General features: G+C 42.0%; 13 protein-coding genes, 1 tRNA gene and 2 rRNA genes (1 of these 16 running past the window's edge). 14 read left to right on the top strand and 2 right to left on the bottom strand.

Translation table 11 applies throughout. The features are described 5' to 3' along the window. Positions 1 to 105 precede the first annotated feature (105 nt). The gene (gene asnB / locus A5886_RS11355; protein WP_086275235.1) at positions 106 to 2,004 is read left to right on the top strand and encodes an asparagine synthase (glutamine-hydrolyzing); all 1,899 of its coding nucleotides are present in this window, start codon (positions 106 to 108) and stop codon (positions 2,002 to 2,004) included. Positions 2,005 to 2,051: 47 nt separating this feature from the next. On the opposite strand, the gene A5886_RS11350 is transcribed toward asnB, so the two are convergent. Then, positions 2,052 to 2,855 (bottom strand): Cof-type HAD-IIB family hydrolase, encoded by an 804-nt coding sequence (locus tag A5886_RS11350; protein WP_086275234.1) that lies wholly within the window; start codon positions 2,853 to 2,855, stop codon positions 2,052 to 2,054. Positions 2,856 to 3,120: 265 nt separating this feature from the next. Here A5886_RS11350 and A5886_RS11345 point away from each other — a divergent pair, with 265 nt between their 5' ends. After that, positions 3,121 to 4,560 (top strand): NCS2 family permease, encoded by a 1,440-nt coding sequence (locus tag A5886_RS11345; protein ID WP_086275233.1) that lies wholly within the window; start codon positions 3,121 to 3,123, stop codon positions 4,558 to 4,560. 103 nt (positions 4,561 to 4,663) lie between these two features. Beyond that, positions 4,664 to 5,869 (top strand): multidrug efflux MFS transporter, encoded by a 1,206-nt coding sequence (locus A5886_RS11340; protein WP_086275232.1) that lies wholly within the window; start codon positions 4,664 to 4,666, stop codon positions 5,867 to 5,869. A 98-nt stretch (positions 5,870 to 5,967) separates the two neighbouring features. Here A5886_RS11340 and A5886_RS11335 read toward each other — a convergent pair whose 3' ends face one another. Continuing rightward, the gene (locus tag A5886_RS11335) at positions 5,968 to 6,153 is read right to left on the bottom strand and encodes a YjzD family protein (RefSeq protein ID WP_086275231.1); all 186 of its coding nucleotides are present in this window, start codon (positions 6,151 to 6,153) and stop codon (positions 5,968 to 5,970) included. Positions 6,154 to 6,300: 147 nt separating this feature from the next. Here A5886_RS11335 and dnaE point away from each other — a divergent pair, with 147 nt between their 5' ends. From dnaE to A5886_RS11280, 11 genes are all read left to right on the top strand, one after another. Continuing rightward, positions 6,301 to 9,600 (top strand): DNA polymerase III subunit alpha, encoded by a 3,300-nt coding sequence (dnaE, locus tag A5886_RS11330; protein ID WP_086275230.1) that lies wholly within the window; start codon positions 6,301 to 6,303, stop codon positions 9,598 to 9,600. Positions 9,601 to 9,760: 160 nt separating this feature from the next. Then, entirely contained in the window at positions 9,761 to 10,723 is a 963-nt protein-coding gene (gene pfkA, locus A5886_RS11325; protein ID WP_086275229.1) for a 6-phosphofructokinase, read from the top strand. A 76-nt stretch (positions 10,724 to 10,799) separates the two neighbouring features. Continuing rightward, entirely contained in the window at positions 10,800 to 12,584 is a 1,785-nt protein-coding gene (pyk, locus tag A5886_RS11320) for a pyruvate kinase (protein ID WP_086275228.1), read from the top strand. Between the two features lie 185 nt (positions 12,585 to 12,769). Then, on the top strand, positions 12,770 to 13,333 hold the full coding sequence (locus A5886_RS11315; protein ID WP_086275227.1) for a YceD family protein: 564 nt from the start codon (positions 12,770 to 12,772) through the stop codon (positions 13,331 to 13,333). Positions 13,334 to 13,389: 56 nt separating this feature from the next. After that, positions 13,390 to 13,569: a 50S ribosomal protein L32 gene (gene rpmF, locus A5886_RS11310; protein ID WP_054115330.1), complete on the top strand. Its 180-nt coding sequence runs from the start codon at positions 13,390 to 13,392 to the stop codon at positions 13,567 to 13,569. A gap of 181 nt (positions 13,570 to 13,750) precedes the next feature. Beyond that, the gene (gene gnd, locus A5886_RS11305) at positions 13,751 to 15,172 is read left to right on the top strand and encodes an NADP-dependent phosphogluconate dehydrogenase (RefSeq protein ID WP_086275226.1); all 1,422 of its coding nucleotides are present in this window, start codon (positions 13,751 to 13,753) and stop codon (positions 15,170 to 15,172) included. Positions 15,173 to 15,315: 143 nt separating this feature from the next. After that, complete coding sequence (locus A5886_RS11300) at positions 15,316 to 16,002, top strand: response regulator transcription factor (protein ID WP_086275225.1); 687 nt, start codon at positions 15,316 to 15,318, stop codon at positions 16,000 to 16,002. Between the two features lie 14 nt (positions 16,003 to 16,016). Beyond that, positions 16,017 to 17,522 (top strand): HAMP domain-containing sensor histidine kinase, encoded by a 1,506-nt coding sequence (locus A5886_RS11295; protein WP_086275224.1) that lies wholly within the window; start codon positions 16,017 to 16,019, stop codon positions 17,520 to 17,522. Positions 17,523 to 18,138: 616 nt separating this feature from the next. Then, positions 18,139 to 19,698, top strand: a 16S ribosomal RNA gene (locus A5886_RS11290). 76 nt (positions 19,699 to 19,774) lie between these two features. After that, positions 19,775 to 19,847 (top strand) — tRNA-Ala (locus tag A5886_RS11285). 178 nt (positions 19,848 to 20,025) lie between these two features. Then, position 20,026: ribosomal RNA gene (locus A5886_RS11280) — 23S ribosomal RNA — on the top strand; it runs 2,914 nt beyond the window's last position. The 16S and 23S rRNA genes sit together here with 1 tRNA gene alongside, the layout of an rRNA operon.

The following is a 20,026-nucleotide window of genomic DNA, read 5'->3' as shown; positions in this document are numbered from 1 at the left end:
TAAATTATTGCTATATTATAAAAAAATCAATGTCACTCCGCATAACTTGTGATATGATTTAACACAAGTGTAATGAAAATGTAATATGAAAATGGAAGTGAATTTATGTGCGGAATTGTTGGTTTTGTTAATACAAAAGAAGGAAAAGAGCAAATCATTGAGGACATGATGGCACGCATCGTTCATCGTGGGCCCAGCAGTGCGGGTCAATTTGTTGATGATCAAGTAGCATTCGGCTTTCGTCGATTGTCCATTATTGATTTGGCGGGTGGTTCCCAGCCAATTTTCAATGAAGATGGTAATAAAGTCATTATTTTCAATGGGGAGATCTATAATTTCCAATCTCTTAGAGAAAAATTGATCGCCGCAGGGCACACCTTTACGACCCATGCTGATACGGAAGTGGTCCTTCACGGCTATGAAGAATGGGGCACAGAAATTCTGCAAAAACTCCGAGGAATGTTTGCTTTCGCAATCTGGGATCGAGAGAAAAAAGAATTGTTTGGTGCACGAGATCATTTTGGTATCAAACCTTATTATTTTGCCCACATGAATGATACGTTTATGTTTGGCTCAGAGATCAAGAGCTTTTTGCCGCATCCAGATTTTGATAAAGTATTAAATAAAGCGGCTTTGAAGCCTTATTTGACCTTTCAATATTCTCCGTTAAACGGCGAAACATTCTTTAAAGGGGTGCATCGGTTACAAGAAGGGCATTACTTTATCTATAATGACCAAGGCTTAACGATCCGAGAATATTGGGATGTTGATTATAGCAAGAAACAACAGTTGTCGAGAGAAGAATGGGTAGAAAAAATTGATCAAGCGGTGCAAGAATCAATCGCCGTACATACGATCAGTGATGTAGAAGTGGGCTCATTTTTGTCAAGCGGTGTTGACTCAAGTTATGTTGCATCTGTCTTGCGTCCATCCAGAACATTCTCGATAGGTTTTGATGACAAAACTTACAATGAAGCGATTGAAGCACGGAAATTAACGGAACAATTAAACTTGAACAATACTGCTGCCGTGATTGATGGAGAGATGTCCTTTGCAGCATTTCCGCTGATCCAATATCATTTGGATGAACCAGATGCGAATCCTAGCTGTGTGCCACTATATTTCTTGGCGAACTTGGCATCCCAGCAAGTACGGGTCGTTCAATCAGGAGAAGGTGCGGATGAACTATTTGCTGGCTACGCGGCCTATGGGTTCCACACAAATTCCAAAGCAGTCCGTGTATTTGCCCAAGGGTTGAAAAAATTGCCGAAATCCTTGCGCGTTCATGTGGGGCGACAAATCGGCAAAATGAAAAATTTCCATGGGCGGATCCATTTATATGAATCAACTGCGCCAGCTAGGGATTTCTTTATCGGACAGGCGCAAATTTTTGAAGAAGCAGAAGCGTCAGCCCTTTTAACAAACGCATATCAAGAGGCACCTTCAGTCGCGGAAATCGTGGCACCTTTTTATGATAAAGCAGAGGGATTCAAGGATGAAGTCAATAAAATGCAGTATCTGGATGTTCATCAATGGATGCCTAAAGATATTTTACTGAAGGCGGACAAGATGTCTATGGCTAGTTCGTTAGAATTGCGGGTACCGTTGCTGGATATCGAATTGATGAATTTGGCTCAAACGATCCCTACCAAATATCTGATCAATCAAAACAACACCAAAGATGTTTTCCGGCAAGCTGCCAACCGCCATTTGCCAAATGAATGGGCCAATCGGGAAAAGCTGGGCTTTCCTGTACCAATCAAAGCATGGTTAAAAGAGGGCACAGGCTATCTGGCTGTCAAAACAATATTCGAAGCTGACTTTGCAGCGGAGTTTTTTGATCAAGCAGCTATTTTGCAATTGCTTGAAGGTCATCGCAACGGACAAGTGAATCTGCAACGCAAGATTTGGACGATTTTTACTTTCTTGACTTGGTACAAAGTATTCTTTGTTGATCAAGAGATTCCTCAAGCCAGATCAATTCATTACGAAACAATCGCATAAAAAAAGGAGGCTGTTCATCAGTCTCCTTTTTTGTGCCCAATCAGTTTTTATAATGCCAAATATTTTTCCAGATAATCCGCCATACCGTCTTCACCATTTGTTTTGTCGGTGACATCGTTGGCAATCGATTTCAATTGTTGGGTACCGTTGGCCATGGCAACACCCCATCCAGCATATTCTAACATTTCCAGGTCATTGTGTTCATCACCAAAGGCAATGATATCCTCAGGGCCTAATGACATGGACTTGGCGATCACAGAAAGGCCCAGCGCTTTATGCACGCCCTTAGGAACGATTTCAAGGATAGCTTGCGGCCCGCCCCAAGTCCGTACATCGACGGCGTCATCAAACTGGTCTTTGATCCGCAGCGAGACGGACTCTGCTAACTCATTTTGCGTTTTGACCAATAAAGAAGTAGGGTCTGTCTTCAAATTCGCCAACAAGTTCTTCTCAGACACGGTTTCATAAGAAAAGAAATGCTGATCAAAATGATCCAAACGATCAATAAAGAAGGTTTCACGATTTTCAGCAGCAACAAAAGATAGGCCTAATTGTTCCCGTTGCGCCATTAATTCAAAGGCAATCTCTCTGGATAATGCATGTTCGGTTTCAGCTGCCCAAATCTGACGTGGCTTGTGTACCAACCCGCCGTTAAAGTTGATCATAGGTGTATTCAACGCAAGTTCTCGATAAAATTGATCACTCATACGGAAGGGACGACCAGTGGCAATCGTTACATAATGGCCGGCGCGAACCGCGCGGCCTAGGACGTCACGTGTTTTGGCTGAAATGAGAGATTCAGTATTTAAAGTGGTGCCATCTAAGTCAATAGCAATGATTTTTGGTTTCAAATGTTTCGCTCCAATCTATTATTCTAGTGGCTTAAGTGTAACATATTTCTGTCATTTCACAACGCGGGAAAGTTTTCAAAGACTTTTCATGCATGCTTTTGTTGCAAAACACGAACATTAAAATGTTTTTGAAACTATATTCTTTGCATTTGATTGAAAAACGAATGTTTATTCTATATAATTTGTAATTGTTCGATGAGAAGTGCAATTATTCCTTATTTCTTTTCAAAGACTAAAATGATGAACACGGGAGTGGAAAATGTACATGGAAAAGTTTTTCAAGCTAAAGGAAAATAATACAACAGTTTCAACAGAAGTGATGGCTGGGGTGACCACCTTCTTCGCAATGAGTTATATTTTATTCGTGAATCCGTCTATCTTATCGGCGGCTGGTATGCCTTTCCAAGCTGTATTTTTAGCAACGATCATTGCGTCGGTTATTGGTACGTTAGTGATGGGGTTATTCGCAAATGTCCCTTATGCACAGGCACCGGGTATGGGATTGAATGCATTTTTTACCTTTACAGTTGTTTTTGGGTTAGGTTATACATGGCAGCAAGCATTGGCGATGGTCTTTATTTGTGGTTTAATCAATATTTTGATCACGATCACTAAAATCAGAAAATTGATCATTCATGCGATTCCTGAAAGTTTGCAGCACGCAATCGGTGGAGGAATCGGGATCTTTGTTGCATATGTTGGGATCAAAAATGCGAATCTATTGAGCTTTTCAGCTGATACGGCTGCGGTGACTGGATCAACGATCGATGGGGATACCATTATCAGTGCGAACTTTAACGGGGGCATCGTTCCAGCATTGGCAAACTTCAATAATGCACCAGTTCTTTTGGCTGTGATTGGCTTGGTATTGACAACCTTGCTGGTTGTTAAAAATGTGCGAGGCGCAATCATTATCGGTATTTTGGCAACGACGATCATCGGTATTTTGATGGGTGTGGTCGATCTAAGTGCGATCGATTTCCAAGGAAACTCTTTAAGCAGTTCAATCAATGAATTGGGTACGACTTTTGGCGCTGCCTTTGGTCCAGAAGGAATGGGATCATTGTTCAGTGATTCTGCCAAAATTCCTCAAGTGATCATGACGATCATTGCCTTTAGTTTATCAGATACGTTTGATACGATCGGCACCTTTATCGGTACAGGCCGTCGTACAGGAATCTTCTCTAAACAGGACGAAGAAGCTTTGGAAGACAGCAATGGCTTCAACACAAAAATGGACAAAGCACTTTTTGCGGATGCAATTGCTACATCTGTAGGTGCAATCTTTGGTACATCTAATACGACAACGTATGTTGAATCAGCAGCTGGTATTGGTGCTGGCGGACGTACTGGATTGACTTCTGTTGTTGTTGCTGCGTTGTTTGCTATCAGCAGTTTCTTCTCACCACTGATTTCAGTTGTGCCGGCGCAAGCAACTGCGCCCGCGTTGATCTTGGTTGGGGTGATGATGTTGGCATCTTTTGCAGATATCAATTGGACAGATCTTGAAGAAGCAGTGCCCGCATTCTTTGCGTCGATCTTTATGGGGCTGTGTTACAGTATTTCATATGGTATTGCTGCTGGATTCATTTTTTATGCGTTGGTGAAAGTGGTCAAAGGCAAATTCAATGAAGTCTCACCGATCATTTGGGTAGTGAATATCTTGTTTATTCTAAACTTTGTCATTTTAGCATTGATTAGTTGAATTTAATGAGAAAAATCTTTCTGTAATTTTCATGCAGAAAGATTTTTTTTATTTGATTTTTAAGCACAATACGGTATAGTTATGTGTGAAAGAAGGTTTATACATGAAGATCGATTGGAAGCGAAACCTCCTGATTTCTTGGGTAGGTTGTTTTTTTACAGGTGCTAGTTTCAGTCTTGTCATGCCATTTATTCCCTTATATATAGAAGAGTTAGGCGCGCCAACGAGTCAAATCGAGTTGTTCTCTGGCCTGGCGATCTCAGTAACGGCGTTTGCGGCAGCTATTGTGGCACCCATTTGGGGGAATCTAGCTGACCAAAAAGGGCGGCGTTTAATGATGATCCGAGCCGCAGCAGGTATGACGGTGACCATGGGTTCTTTGGCGTTTGTACCGAATGTCTATTGGTTGCTTATCATGCGCTTTTTCACTGGGATATTGTCCGGTTATATTCCCAATGCGACGGCATTGATTGCCTCACAAGCCCCCCGAGAAAAAAGCGGATGGGCGTTGGGAACTTTGGCAACAGGTGCGATTGCGGGAAATTTGATTGGTCCTTCAATGGGTGGGGCCTTGGCTGAGTGGTTTGGGATGAAAAATGTCTTTATCATCACCGGGGTCGTATTATTGATCACATTACTGTTGACGATTTTCTTGGTACAAGAAAACTTTACGCCAGTTGAAAAAGGCGATATGCTTTCGATCAAAGAAATTTTTAGTCAAATCAAAAATCTGCAAATGTTGATTGGTTTATTCATTACTTCATTGATTTTACAATTGGGTGTGACGAGTATTAGTCCGATTTTGACCTTATATATTCGTGACTTGAGCGGTGATACCAATAATGTCCTATTTGTCAGCGGATTGATTGTTTCGATTGCTGGTGTATCCGCGATTATCTCCTCGCCATTTCTGGGGAAAATCGGCGATCGTTACGGCAACCACAAAGTTCTGTTAGGAGGATTGGTGTTATCTTTCATCTGTTTTATCCCGATGGGCTTTGTATCGACGCCATTTCAATTAGGCGCGTTACGGTTTATGCTTGGATTTTCGACAGGCGCTTTGATGCCGTCCATCAATACGTTGATCAGCAAGATCACACCGATGGAAGGTGTGAGCCGTGTGTACAGTTATAATCAAATGTTTTCTAACTTTGGACAAGTCTTAGGTCCTATGGTGGGATCGACGGTCGCTTCAGGCTTTGGTTATCCAGCTGTTTTTTGGGTCACCAGCGGATTTGTCTTGATCAATATCGTCATTTCAACGTTTAATTTCCGCAAAAGTTTTCGCAAAACGGATATCAGCCAATAAGTAAATAGTTGAATAGTTGAAAAGAAAAAAAAACCAGTTACAATAGTAGTAACTGGTTTTTTGGTGTGAATCACTAAAAGTGATATAGAGTGATATGCTTAAGAATGACTTGTCTTTTCAGGTGCAGGTGCAATCGTAGCAATCAGTAAGATCACCACACCAGTGATCAAGGAAATGATGGTTGTCAATTGAAAATCGTAAGTAGCTCCTGACAAAGAGCTGCCTAGATAACCAACAACTTGACCCAATACGAAAGTCCAAAATAGAGTGACTAAGTAGCGCATGACGACACCTCTTTTCCGTGTAGCTTGCTTTTCGCCTCTAGTGTATCACAAAAAAAATTATTGTAAAGATTTTCACTTTTTCACGAGCTTTTTCAAATTTATTTGCCAACAGTTCATCACAGAACTTTCATTTAAGGAGGAATGTCAATGTATGCGCCGCTTACAACGTTCAGTTCATATTCATTGCTACAAAGTACGGTCAAAATTCCTCAATATGTCGCCCAAGCGAAAGAAATGGGTTATCAGACAATCGGACTGACGGATCGGAATGTCATGTATGGGGCAATTGAGTTTTTCCGGCAATGTCAGCAGCAACAGTTGCAACCAATTTTTGGTGTGCTGTTTGATTGTAGTTTTTCGGAAGGATCAATCACGTTTCCATTGTATCTATTTGCCAAGAATCAACAAGGCTATCAACGATTAATGCGCTTGTCGAGTAAAAAAATGACCACAGATGAATTGATCATTATCAATGAGTCAACGTTAGCAGATCTGTTTGGTGTGTTGCCAAATGGACAAGTCTTTTTGGCGAATCAACCACATGAGGATGAATTGTCGCGATTGGTCGCCTTATTTGATGCCAACAGCTTTTTTTATGGTGTTGAAGATGGACAGGCCGCGCAAGAGCAATCCTTGGCTCCCTTTAAACAGCTAGGGATTGAAGCCTGCGGGTACCAATTGGTCACGGCATTGTTTCAAGAAGAGGCCTTTGCTGTTGATGTGATGGGACACATCAAAGCAGGAACTCAGATCGAAGATTTTCGCCAAGTCAAAGAACAAGGAACCACAGTCAACCATTTACACACACCGGAGGAGATGCAAACGATATTTGAGCTTGATGCACAAGCATTGCGAAACAATCAGCGTATTGCTGACGAATGCCGTGTGGATATTCCATTGCATCAAAGATTGTTACCGCATTTTCCGTTATCAGAAACGCAAGACGCTGCCACTTATTTAAGGGAACTCTGTTTTGAACGTTTGCCCAAAAGAGTGGCCCATGTGACGAAGGCCTATGAGGAAAGACTGGACTACGAGTTGTCGATCATCCATAAAATGGGCTTCGACGATTATTTCTTGATTGTCTGGGATGTGATGGACTTTGCGCACCAACAAAAAATTGTTACAGGCGCGGGACGTGGATCGGCTGCCGGGGCTTTGACAGCCTATGTATTGTCGATAACGGATGTCGATCCTATCAAATATGATCTGCTTTTTGAGCGGTTTTTAAATCCAGAACGCTACACGATGCCGGATATCGATTTGGATATACCGGATAATCGCAGAGATGAGATTTTGCAGTATGTCCGACAAAAATATGGTCAGGAATACATGGCGCAAATTGCGACGTTTGGCACGATGGCGGCGAAAATGGTCTTGCGAGATGTGTCAAGGGTGTTTGGTCTGTCACAAAGCGAAGCCAACCGATGGTCTAAAGCAATCCCTAATGCGTTGAAGATGACCTTGACGCTTGCCTATGAGCAATCCAATCAATTGCGTGAGTTGGTTGCTTTCAACGAACGCAACCAACTGCTGTTTCAAGTTGCCAAAACATTAGAAGGATTGCCCCGACACGTGTCTACGCATGCTGCTGGCGTGGTGATCAGTGACCAAAATCTGTTGGATTTGGTTCCACTACAAACTGGTAGCGATGATATTTGGTTGACCCAGTTTACAATGAATGATGTAGAAGCAGTTGGCTTGCTAAAAATGGACTTTCTAGGTTTGCGCAATCTATCGATCATCGATCATACGCTGCAAGGGATCAAGCGGATCAACCATCAAGAGTTGACCCAAGGAGAGATTCCGTTAGACGATCCAGATACATTGTCCCTTTTTCAAAAAGGGGAAACAGCGGGTATTTTCCAATTTGAATCAGCAGGTATCCGCAATGTGTTGCGGAAACTGGGACCAGAAAGTATTGAAGACATTGCAGCAGTCAATGCGTTGTATCGACCAGGGCCAATGCAAAACATCGATACATTTATCAAACGCAAAAAAGGGCAAGAACCAGTTGCTTATCCAGACGATAGTTTGATTCCTATATTGAAAAACACATACGGAATCATCGTCTACCAAGAACAAATCATGCAAGTCGCATCGAAAATGGCCGGTTTTAGTTTGGGACAAGCAGATATTTTGCGCAGAGCCATCAGCAAAAAGAAAAAAGATATTCTAGATGAAGAACGCCGACATTTCGTTGATGGTGCAGTCAAGAATCAGTATAATGCCGATAAGGCGGCACTTGTCTATGATTATATCGAACGATTTGCAGATTATGGCTTTAACCGTTCCCATGCATTTGCTTATTCAGTGATTGGTTTTCAAATGGCCTATTTGAAAGTCCACTATCCAGCACCATTTTTTGCGGCAATTCTGCATTCTGTGCGTAATACCACAAGCAAGATGAAAGAATATCTAAATGAGGCTGCGAAATACAAAGTGTCTGTCCTTCCGCCGACAATCAATAAAAGCGGGTATAGCTTTCAATTGCAAGGAGAAGCAACCATTCGCTTTGGCTTCAGCAGTATCAAAGGCATCAGAAGAGATATGATCCAAGATATCATTGATGAACGCAAAGCCAATGGACCCTATAAATCAATGGACCAATTTTTGCTGCGTCTGAATCAACGCAACAATAAATGGGTCAAACTTGATTATCTGATTCCTTTAGTCAGTATTGGTGTGTTTGATGAATTGACCAAGAACCGGAAACAAACATTGATTCAATTGGAAGGCAAGATTCAAAACATCGCTTATAGCGGAGGCAGTCTGGACTTGTTAGAAACCATGGCGCTGAAAGAAGCCGAGATCAACGATTATCAATTAGAAGAAAAATTGGCGCTGGAAGAAGAATATTTGGGTGTCTATCTGTCAGGGCATCCAGTAGAACAATTTCACAAACTGCGACAATTCAAACAAATTACAGATATAGCCAACTTGGTTCCTAATGAACGCACCAGGATTCTGCTCTATGTGCGAAAAATAAGAGAGATCAGAACCAAAAAAGGTGAACAAATGGCTTTTGTGGAAGGCACCGATGCCAGTCGAGAATTATCAGTCACGATTTTTCCCTTGGTTTACCGCCAAGTTCGTCCGTTGATCGAAGACAATGCCGTGTTGTACGTTGAAGGCAAAGTTGAAGTAAGTCGTTACAATGGTGAAATTCAGTTGATTGCTGATAAAATAGACTTAGCAGAAAATGAACAAAATAAACTGGCAGAGCAAACCTGTTATCTGAAAATTTCTGTTGAAGCCCAAGCCCAGCATATGCAGACACTTGCCAACGTGATGAAGCAGTACCGAGGAACGATTCCTGTCGTGATATTTTATGCGGAAAGTGGAAAAAAAGTATTACTCAAGGAAACGAATTGGGTCAGTCACGATCCACAGTTTGTTGCACAGTTAGAAGAATTATTAGGAAAAGGAAATGTAATTTTCAAGTAATTTTCGGAAAACAGCAATCGAACTTACACTTTTTTCAACTTTTTCCTAGTATTCAAAGACATTTGACTGGAATGATGGTAGAATATGACTCGTGGTTATTACTTGAAAAGTATCAAACAGGGTCTGCCCTAACAAAATCTTTTGATGAGGTGAAAGAATAATGAAACGCATTGGAATCCTTACCAGTGGCGGCGATGCACCAGGTATGAATGCAGCGATCCGCGCAGTTGTCAGAAAGGCGATTTTCGACGGACTTGAAGTATATGGTATCAATTATGGATATGCTGGTTTAGTAGCTGGTGATATCCGTCGTTTGGATGTTGCTGATGTCGGCGATAAAATCCAACGAGGCGGTACATTCTTGTATTCAGCAAGATATCCTGAATTTGCAACACAAGAAGGACAATTAAAAGGGATTGAACAATTGAAAAAATTTGGTATCGAAGGCTTAGTCGTTATCGGTGGAGATGGTTCATATCATGGTGCTATGGCATTGACACGTCATGGTTTCCCAGCAATCGGTATTCCAGGAACGATCGACAATGATATTCCAGGTACAGACTTTACCATTGGTTTCGATACAGCAATCAATACAGTGTTAGAATCAATCGACCGTATTCGCGATACAGCGACATCGCATGTCCGGACATTTGTTATTGAAGTGATGGGTCGTGGCGCTGGGGATATCGCACTTTGGTCTGGTGTTGCCGGCGGTGCGGATGAAATCATCATTCCAGAGCATGATTTTGATATGCAAGTAGTGGCTGACCGCATTCGTGAAGGCCGAGACCGCGGCAAGAAACATTGCTTGATCGTTCTTGCTGAAGGTGTGATGGGCGGAAACGAATTTGCTGATAAATTATCACAATATGGCGACTTCCATACTCGGGTATCTATTTTGGGACACGTTGTCCGTGGTGGTTCACCAAGTGCCCGCGACCGTGTTTTAGCAAGTAAATTCGGCGCATACGCTGTTGAATTATTGCAAGAAGGCAAAGGCGGATTGTGTATCGGTATCGAAGACAACAAAATGATCGCGTCAGATATCATTGATACTTTAGAAAACAATCGTCATAAACCAGATGTTTCATTGTATGAATTAAACAAAGAAATTTCTTTCTAAGCATCAGTAGCAACGCACAAAACTTTTAAAAAGAGCTTTTTAGCTATTTTAAATAAATGAATAGGAGCGTTTAGTAATGAAAAAAACAAAAATCGTTAGTACATTAGGACCAGCAAGTAACAGTGTGGAAATTATTTCTCAACTGATTGAAGCCGGTGCGAATGTTTTCCGTTTCAACTTCTCTCATGGGGACCATGAAGAACAATTGGCGCGGATGACAATGGTTCGCGAAGCAGTCAAAAAAACTGGTCAAGATGTAGGTATCCTTTTAGATACAAAAGGTGCTGAAATTCGGACTACTGTACAAGATACGACTGAAGCAGATTTTGGCCGTGCTGGATATATCCAATTCAACGTTGGCGATGAAACACGTATCTCAATGAATCCAGAACACAAAGGCTCAAAAGAAAAAATTGCTGTAACATATCCTGGTTTATTTGAAGACGTACACGTTGGTGGCCACATCTTATTCGATGATGGTTTGATCGACATGGAAATCACAGAAAAAGATGAAGCAACCCGTGAGTTGATCGTTACTGTGAAAAATGCCGGCATGCTAGGCTCTCGTAAAGGTGTCAATGCACCAGGCGTATCAATCAGCTTGCCAGGTATCACAGAAAAAGATGCAGACGATATTCGCTTTGGTCTTGACAACGATATCGACTTTATCGCTGCTTCATTTGTACGTAAAGCACAAGACGTTCTTGAAATTCGTGAAATCTTAGAAGAAAAAGACATGACACATGTGCAAATCTTCTCTAAAATCGAATCTCAAGAAGGGATCGACAATATCGACGAAATCATCAAAGTTTCTGACGGTATTATGGTAGCCCGTGGTGATATGGGTGTTGAGATTCCTGCAGAAGAAGTACCAATGGTTCAAAAGAGCATTATCAAAAAATGTAATGCTGCTGGAAAATCAGTTATCACTGCAACACAAATGTTAGAATCTATGCAACAAAACCCACGTCCAACACGTGCGGAAGCATCAGACGTTGCCAATGCTGTCTTTGATGGTACAGATGCAACAATGTTATCAGGGGAATCAGCGAATGGTGACTATCCAGTTGAATCTGTTGCAACTATGGCGCGTATCGATATCGAAGCTGAAAAATCATTGTCTGAAAACAGCACATTCCAAATCAATCAATTTGATAAAACAGATGTGACTGAAACAATCGGTTTATCTGTTGCCCGTGCAGCGAAAAACTTAGGCGTTAAAACAATCGTTGCAGCAACAGAATCTGGTTACACAGCTAAAATGATTTCTAAATACCGTCCAGATGCTGATATCTTAGCAGTGACATTTGACGAACGTACAAAACGTGGGTTGATGTTAAACTGGGGTGTGTACCCAACTGTTGCAAAAAAACCAACAACAACGGATGAAATGTTCGAATTGGCTTCTAAACAAGCCGTTGATCTAGGTTTCGCTAAAGAAGGCGACTTGATCTTGATCACTGCTGGTGTGCCAGTTGGTGAACGCGGTACAACGAATGTCATGAAGATCCAATTGATTGGTTCTAAATTATTAGAAGCACAAGGAATTGGTGAAAAATCTGTTGTTGCGAATGCAGTCATTGCACATTCTGCTGAAGAAGCAATTGCAAATGCAAAAGACGGCATGATCTTGGTTGTCCCAACAACTGACAAAGAATATATGCCAGCAATCGAAAAAGCTGCAGCGTTGATCGTTGAAGACGGCGGACTAACTTCTCATGCGGCTGTAGTAGGGATTGCCAAAGACCTTCCAGTCATCGTTGGCGCTAAGGGTGCTACAACAACAATCAAAGACGGTGAATTGATTACAGCTGATTCACGTCGTGGTATCGTATATCGTGGCGAAACAACTGCCATCTAAGGATACATGAAACAACATTGGAACAGGCAGTGTATCACGTGCTGCTTGTTCCTTTTTTTATGATTTCAATTGCTATAATCAGGGTAAAACGGTACCAAAAAATCTGAGGAAGGTGTCAAGAAAATTTCATTGACAAAGCCTCAGAAGCCCTGTATAATTGCTTTTGTTGCTTAGGGGTGATAAGAATGAAATGGTCTTTATTGGAATTAAGAAAATACCAAGAAGAACCACTCGTGTTCGATGAGACATTGGACTTAAAACATCAATTGATCCAACGGGATGGGCAAATCTTAGATTTGTCGCCAGTCAAAGTGAAGGGATTTATGAGTGCCGGCAAGCATGAATACTTGTTGCATTATCAAGTCGAAACAACGATGACGTTACCGTCTACTCGTTCGTTAGCGCCAGTCGCTTTTGCTTTTGATTTCTCTGTCGATGAATGTTTCATGACACCAGAGCAATTTCAGCGCCGCGATGAAACGATCGTCGAAGAAGAAGTATTATTGATTGACGGACAAACCATCAGTCTAGACGATTCCGTAGCGGATAATTTATTACTTGCGATTCCTTTGCAGGTCTTGACCGATGAAGAAAAAGAAAGCACAGATATGCCTTCTGGCAATGACTGGGCTGTTCTCTCAGAGGAAGATTATGCAAAACAGAAAGAAACGCAAGCTCAACAAGTTGATCCTCGTCTTGCAAAACTATCAGAGCTATTCAATAATGAATCAGATGATGATAACGCGTAGGATTGGAATAAATTGCAGCCTCAAGGTTGCGTTCATTAACAAGGAGGTGTAGCAAAATGGCAGTACCAGCAAGAAGAACTTCGAAAGCGAAGAAAGCTAAACGTCGTACACATTACAAATTGACGATCAATGGTTTGAACGAATGTGCAAACTGTGGTGAAATGAAAAAAAGCCACCATGTCTGCGCAAACTGTGGTCATTACGATGGCAAAGACGTTGCAACAAAAGAAGCATAACCCTTTTTTTGAAAAAGGATTTTAAAACCACAGGCTAACCATGGAGCCTGTGGTTTTTTCTTATTTTTTTTAAATGTGTAATTTTTCTGAAAAATTTTTTGTTGTTCGATAGAGAATGGTTCAAAAGCCAGCCTATTTGCGCTATAATGATGGAGATAATTCAATCTTAGGAGGATGAAAGATGACAAAACAACAAATCGGCGTTGTCGGTATGGCTGTCATGGGCAAAAACTTAGCCTTGAATATTGAAAGCCGCGGTTATTCTGTAGCCTTGTTTAACCGGACTGGTTCAAAAACCGAAGAAGTAGTAAATGAACATCCTGATAAAAATTTCAAAGCAACTTATACGATAGAAGAATTTGTACAATCAATCGAAACACCACGACGTATCTTGTTGATGGTCAAAGCTGGCTTTGCAACAGATGCAACGATCCAAGAATTATTGCCTCATTTAGACAAAGGTGATATTTTGATCGATGGCGGAAATACATTCTTTAAAGACACCGTGCGCCGTAACGAAGAACTAGCGAACTCAGGAATCAACTTTATCGGTACTGGAGTATCTGGTGGTGAAGAAGGCGCATTAAAAGGTCCTTCAATCATGCCTGGCGGCCAAAAAGAAGCGTATGAGCTTGTGGCGCCAATTTTGGAACAAATCTCAGCTAAAGCTGAAGATGGCTCACCTTGTGTCACGTATATTGGACCAAACGGCGCAGGCCACTATGTAAAAATGGTTCACAACGGAATTGAATACGGAGATATGCAGCTGATTGCTGAGTCTTATGATTTGATGCAAAATATTTTGGGCCTATCTGTGGACGAAATGGCTGACATCTTTGCAGAATGGAATAAAGGCGAATTGGATAGCTACCTTATCGAGATCACTGCTGATATTTTGACCCGTAAAGATGATGAAGGCACTGGCAAACCACTTGTTGATGTGATTCTTGATGCTGCCGGCAACAAAGGTACAGGCAAATGGACAAGCCAAAGTGCCCTTGATTTAGGTGTCCCATTGCCATTGATCACAGAATCCGTGTTTGCCCGTTATATCTCAGCTTACAAAGAAGAACGTGTCAATGCCAGCAAAGTATTGCCTAAACCAGATGCAGTTGCGTTTGAAGGGGATAAAGAAGCCTTTATCAACAAAATTCGCGAAGCATTGTACTTTAGCAAAATTATGAGCTACGCGCAAGGTTTTGCCCAATTGCGTACAGCTTCAAAAGAATACGATTGGGATCTGCCTTTCGGTGAAATCGCCAAAATTTGGCGTGCTGGTTGTATCATCCGTGCGCAATTTTTACAAAAAATCACAGATGCTTATGACAAAGATTCAGATATTGAAAACCTATTATTAGATGAATACTTTATCGATATCACGAAAAGATACCAACAATCAGTACGCGAAGTGGTGGCCTATGCCGTTCAAGCGGGTGTACCAGTTCCTACGTTCTCTTCAGCGATTGCTTACTTTGACTCTTACCGGTCTGATCGCTTGCCAGCCAATTTGATCCAAGCGCAACGGGATTACTTTGGTGCACATACTTATGAACGTACGGACAAAGAAGGTATTTTCCATTATTCTTGGTATGACGAAGCATAAGCATTTGCTCGTTTGATTGAAGAGAATGGCCAAAAGTGAGAACTTTTGGTCAATCTCTTTTTTATTTTTTAGATACATGCTAAAATAAGACAGATAACGTCTGATAGTTTAAGCAGAAATAACCAATAAAGGAGCTAGCAATCATGAGTAATATTCTAATCATTGAAGATGAAAAGAACTTAGCTCGATTTGTGGAATTAGAATTAAAACACGAAGGGTACAATACAGAGGTTCATTACAATGGACGAACAGGACTGGATGCTGCCTTAAATAGTGAATGGGATGCAATCTTGCTAGATTTGATGTTGCCAGAATTGAACGGACTAGAAGTCTGTCGTCGTGTTCGCCAAAGCAAAAATACGCCGATCATTATGATGACTGCCAGAGACTCTGTCATTGATCGAGTGTCAGGTCTGGATCATGGTGCGGATGACTATATCGTCAAACCATTTGCGATTGAAGAATTATTGGCACGCTTGCGGGCTTTATTGCGTCGAATCGATATTGAAGGCGACAAAAATGTAGCGAAACAAACCACGATCACCTACCGTGATTTAACGATTGAAAAAGAAAATCGGGTGGTACGCCGCGGCACAGATGTCATTGAATTGACCAAACGTGAATATGAGCTCTTATTGACATTGATGGAGAACGTCAATGTTGTATTGGCCCGCGATGTATTATTGAATAAAGTCTGGGGTTACGAAACAGAAGTCGAAACCAATGTCGTCGATGTGTATATCCGTTACCTAAGAAATAAAATCGATGTACCTGGTGAAGAAAGCTATATCCAAACCGTGCGCGGTACAGGATATGTGATGCGCTCGTGAACCTGAATAATAGAATGAAAAAATTAAGAGAACTGAAGGGGCCTTCTTTGACAGTAAAGTGGGCCTTCGCAAGTTCTTTCTTTATATTCGTGGTTTTTACCATTTTTGCGGTGATCACGTATAAAACTTCCGTGAATTTGATCGTAGCCAAAGAAGAGAATAATGTGGAACGCACCATGTCTGAGGTCGCCTCACGTTTGGCAAATTCCGACCAAGAATTGACCTTGGTGCGGACCTATCGCAATTTGACAAAGAATGATACGGGCGAAACAAGTATCTATGACAGAACATCTACGATTGATGGCAACCTGATGAAGATCGATTCATTTATCTCTGAGCTCGGGCAATCATCATTGAGTTTGTTTGTCTATAATCTCAGCCAGGATTTGGTTTTTAAAACCCACGAAAACGATTTGGCTTTGATTGATATTGAACGCAAAGCGCCCACGATCGTGACATTGGATGGTGTAACAGGTTTCTTATCGATCCAGCCTATTTATTCGAAAGAAACAAGAGAGAAAATAGGCTATGCGCAAACTTTTTATGAATTGACTTCGTTTTATGAGATTCGCAGCAAGCTATTGTTGACGTTGATCATATTAGAGATTGTTTCATTGATACTCAGTAGTGTCTTAGGGTTCTTTTTATCAGCATACTTCTTGCAGCCGTTAAAAGTGCTTCGAGACACAATGGAAACAGTACGCAAGAACCCGCAGTCAACGGTCCATATGCCAGAATTGAATTCTAATGATGAGCTGTCAGATTTAGCGGATATCTTCAATGAAATGCTCGATCGGATGCGTTCATATATTGAACAACAAGAACGATTTGTGGAAGATGTTTCTCACGAGCTACGGACACCTGTTGCAATCATTGAAGGACATATGAATTTACTGCAACGCTGGGGAAAAGACGACCCGGAGATCCTCGATGAATCCTTGTCAGCTAGTTTGCAAGAAATTAGTCGTATGAAGACACTGGTGCAAGAAATGTTGGATCTTTCGCGGGCAGAGCAGGTGGATGTCCATTACGGCAATGAGACCACGAAAGCCAAAGAAGTCGTCTATCAAGTTTTTAATAATTTCAAGATACTATATCCTGATTTTGTGTTTACGCTAGATGATGATTTATATCATGAATTGATATTGAAGATTTATCGAAACCACTTTGAGCAAATCATCATTATTGTATTGGACAATGCGGTCAAGTATTCAACTGAACGTAAAGAAGTCCATTTATCGATAGCCAAAGACCGGGATCAGTTTATCGTTGCGATCCAAGACTTTGGAGAAGGGATCACAGCTGAAGACTTAGACAAGATATTCAATCGGTTTTATCGTGTCGATAAAGCCCGTGCGCGAACAAAAGGCGGCAATGGCTTGGGTTTGTCGATTGCAAAACAATTATTGGCAAGTTATAAAGGCAAAATCACTGCTGAAAGCGTCATTGGACAAGGCACGATCTTTAGAATCAAAATACCTATTTCAAAATCACAAGATAGAGAAGTAAGAGAACGCTGATTGCTCAATGGCGTTCTCTTATTTTTTTGTAGAATTTGAACGCTTAAACGACTGAAATGTAGGATTAAGCGAACAATAGAAGTGAAAAGGAACAAATGATTCGCTTATAAAAATTATTCGGAAAAAGCATATGATTTTAGTTGATTTTTCTTCTCAGAATTGCTATATTATTACTTGTCTTTGTTAGAGCAATCGGTAAAAAATTTATTCAATCTTTTTTCAAAAAAGAGGTTGACGAATGATTTTACAAGTGTTATTATAACAAAGTCGTAAAAAACAAATCACTTCTAAACGCTGTTACATCAAAAACTTATTTAAAAAAAGTGTTTGACAAATAACGTTTCAGATGATATGATAATCAAGTCGTTGCGAACGGCGTTGAAATTAAATAACGCCTAACGAAAAAACTTTTATAAAAAGTGTTGACAATCACTTGTCACTCTGATATGATATAAAAGTTGCTAACGCAACAACGTAGACCTTTGAAAACTGAACAAAGCAAGCAAACGAACCAATGTGTAGGACGCTTCATTTTATGAAGCAAATACATGCAAGCAATAGCTAGCAAAAGTTTTAATTTATGAGCTTAACGATCCTTTGGATCGTTCAAACAAATCATTATGAGAGTTTGATCCTGGCTCAGGACGAACGCTGGCGGCGTGCCTAATACATGCAAGTCGAACGCTTTTTCTTTCACCGGATCTTGCTCCACCGAAAGAAAAAGAGTGGCGAACGGGTGAGTAACACGTGGGTAACCTGCCCATCAGAAGGGGATAACACTTGGAAACAGGTGCTAATACCGTATAACACTATTTTCCGCATGGAAGAAAGTTGAAAGGCGCTTTTGCGTCACTGATGGATGGACCCGCGGTGCATTAGCTAGTTGGTGAGGTAACGGCTCACCAAGGCAACGATGCATAGCCGACCTGAGAGGGTGATCGGCCACACTGGGACTGAGACACGGCCCAGACTCCTACGGGAGGCAGCAGTAGGGAATCTTCGGCAATGGACGAAAGTCTGACCGAGCAACGCCGCGTGAGTGAAGAAGGTTTTCGGATCGTAAAACTCTGTTGTTAGAGAAGAACAAGGATGAGAGTAGAACGTTCATCCCTTGACGGTATCTAACCAGAAAGCCACGGCTAACTACGTGCCAGCAGCCGCGGTAATACGTAGGTGGCAAGCGTTGTCCGGATTTATTGGGCGTAAAGCGAGCGCAGGCGGTTTCTTAAGTCTGATGTGAAAGCCCCCGGCTCAACCGGGGAGGGTCATTGGAAACTGGGAGACTTGAGTGCAGAAGAGGAGAGTGGAATTCCATGTGTAGCGGTGAAATGCGTAGATATATGGAGGAACACCAGTGGCGAAGGCGGCTCTCTGGTCTGTAACTGACGCTGAGGCTCGAAAGCGTGGGGAGCGAACAGGATTAGATACCCTGGTAGTCCACGCCGTAAACGATGAGTGCTAAGTGTTGGAGGGTTTCCGCCCTTCAGTGCTGCAGCAAACGCATTAAGCACTCCGCCTGGGGAGTACGACCGCAAGGTTGAAACTCAAAGGAATTGACGGGGGCCCGCACAAGCGGTGGAGCATGTGGTTTAATTCGAAGCAACGCGAAGAACCTTACCAGGTCTTGACATCCTTTGACCACTCTAGAGATAGAGCTTCCCCTTCGGGGGCAAAGTGACAGGTGGTGCATGGTTGTCGTCAGCTCGTGTCGTGAGATGTTGGGTTAAGTCCCGCAACGAGCGCAACCCTTATTGTTAGTTGCCATCATTCAGTTGGGCACTCTAGCGAGACTGCCGGTGACAAACCGGAGGAAGGTGGGGATGACGTCAAATCATCATGCCCCTTATGACCTGGGCTACACACGTGCTACAATGGGAAGTACAACGAGTCGCGAAGTCGCGAGGCTAAGCTAATCTCTTAAAGCTTCTCTCAGTTCGGATTGTAGGCTGCAACTCGCCTACATGAAGCCGGAATCGCTAGTAATCGCGGATCAGCACGCCGCGGTGAATACGTTCCCGGGCCTTGTACACACCGCCCGTCACACCACGAGAGTTTGTAACACCCGAAGTCGGTGAGGTAACCTTTTTGGAGCCAGCCGCCTAAGGTGGGATAGATGATTGGGGTGAAGTCGTAACAAGGTAGCCGTATCGGAAGGTGCGGCTGGATCACCTCCTTTCTAAGGAATATTTCGGAAGACTACACATCGTTTGCCTTTGTTCAGTTTTGAGAGGTCTACTCTCAAGTAAATACTCGGGGCCTTAGCTCAGCTGGGAGAGCGCCTGCTTTGCACGCAGGAGGTCAGCGGTTCGATCCCGCTAGGCTCCATTAACGACATTGGTCGTTATGTATTGTTCATTGAAAACTGGATATTGAAGAAATCAAAACAAGTAACACACACCGAGTTGAACAAAAAAAGAGTTTTTTAATAAGTTCAACGCTTATTTTAGTCAAGTAACCTTCTATCGCTAGAAGAAGTGCTTGAAAAACCGACCGTAAGGTCAAAG

Source organism: Candidatus Enterococcus testudinis (assembly GCF_002140915.1).
Taxonomy (GTDB): domain Bacteria; phylum Bacillota; class Bacilli; order Lactobacillales; family Enterococcaceae; genus Enterococcus_D; species Enterococcus_D testudinis.
This window is presented reverse-complemented; position numbering and strand designations above follow the sequence as displayed.

Coding starts and splice junctions, on each gene's coding strand:
- A5886_RS11345 (WP_086275233.1), top strand. CDS start 3,121: ATGGAAAAGTTTTTCAAGCTAAAGGAAAATAATACAACAGTTTCAACA.
- A5886_RS11315 (WP_086275227.1), top strand. CDS start 12,770: ATGAAATGGTCTTTATTGGAATTAAGAAAATACCAAGAAGAACCACTC.
- rpmF (WP_054115330.1), top strand. CDS start 13,390: ATGGCAGTACCAGCAAGAAGAACTTCGAAAGCGAAGAAAGCTAAACGT.
- dnaE (WP_086275230.1), top strand. CDS start 6,301: ATGTATGCGCCGCTTACAACGTTCAGTTCATATTCATTGCTACAAAGT.
- pyk (WP_086275228.1), top strand. CDS start 10,800: ATGAAAAAAACAAAAATCGTTAGTACATTAGGACCAGCAAGTAACAGT.
- asnB (WP_086275235.1), top strand. CDS start 106: ATGTGCGGAATTGTTGGTTTTGTTAATACAAAAGAAGGAAAAGAGCAA.
- A5886_RS11300 (WP_086275225.1), top strand. CDS start 15,316: ATGAGTAATATTCTAATCATTGAAGATGAAAAGAACTTAGCTCGATTT.
- A5886_RS11335 (WP_086275231.1), bottom strand. CDS start 6,153: ATGCGCTACTTAGTCACTCTATTTTGGACTTTCGTATTGGGTCAAGTT.
- gnd (WP_086275226.1), top strand. CDS start 13,751: ATGACAAAACAACAAATCGGCGTTGTCGGTATGGCTGTCATGGGCAAA.
- A5886_RS11295 (WP_086275224.1), top strand. CDS start 16,017: ATGAAAAAATTAAGAGAACTGAAGGGGCCTTCTTTGACAGTAAAGTGG.
- A5886_RS11340 (WP_086275232.1), top strand. CDS start 4,664: ATGAAGATCGATTGGAAGCGAAACCTCCTGATTTCTTGGGTAGGTTGT.
- pfkA (WP_086275229.1), top strand. CDS start 9,761: ATGAAACGCATTGGAATCCTTACCAGTGGCGGCGATGCACCAGGTATG.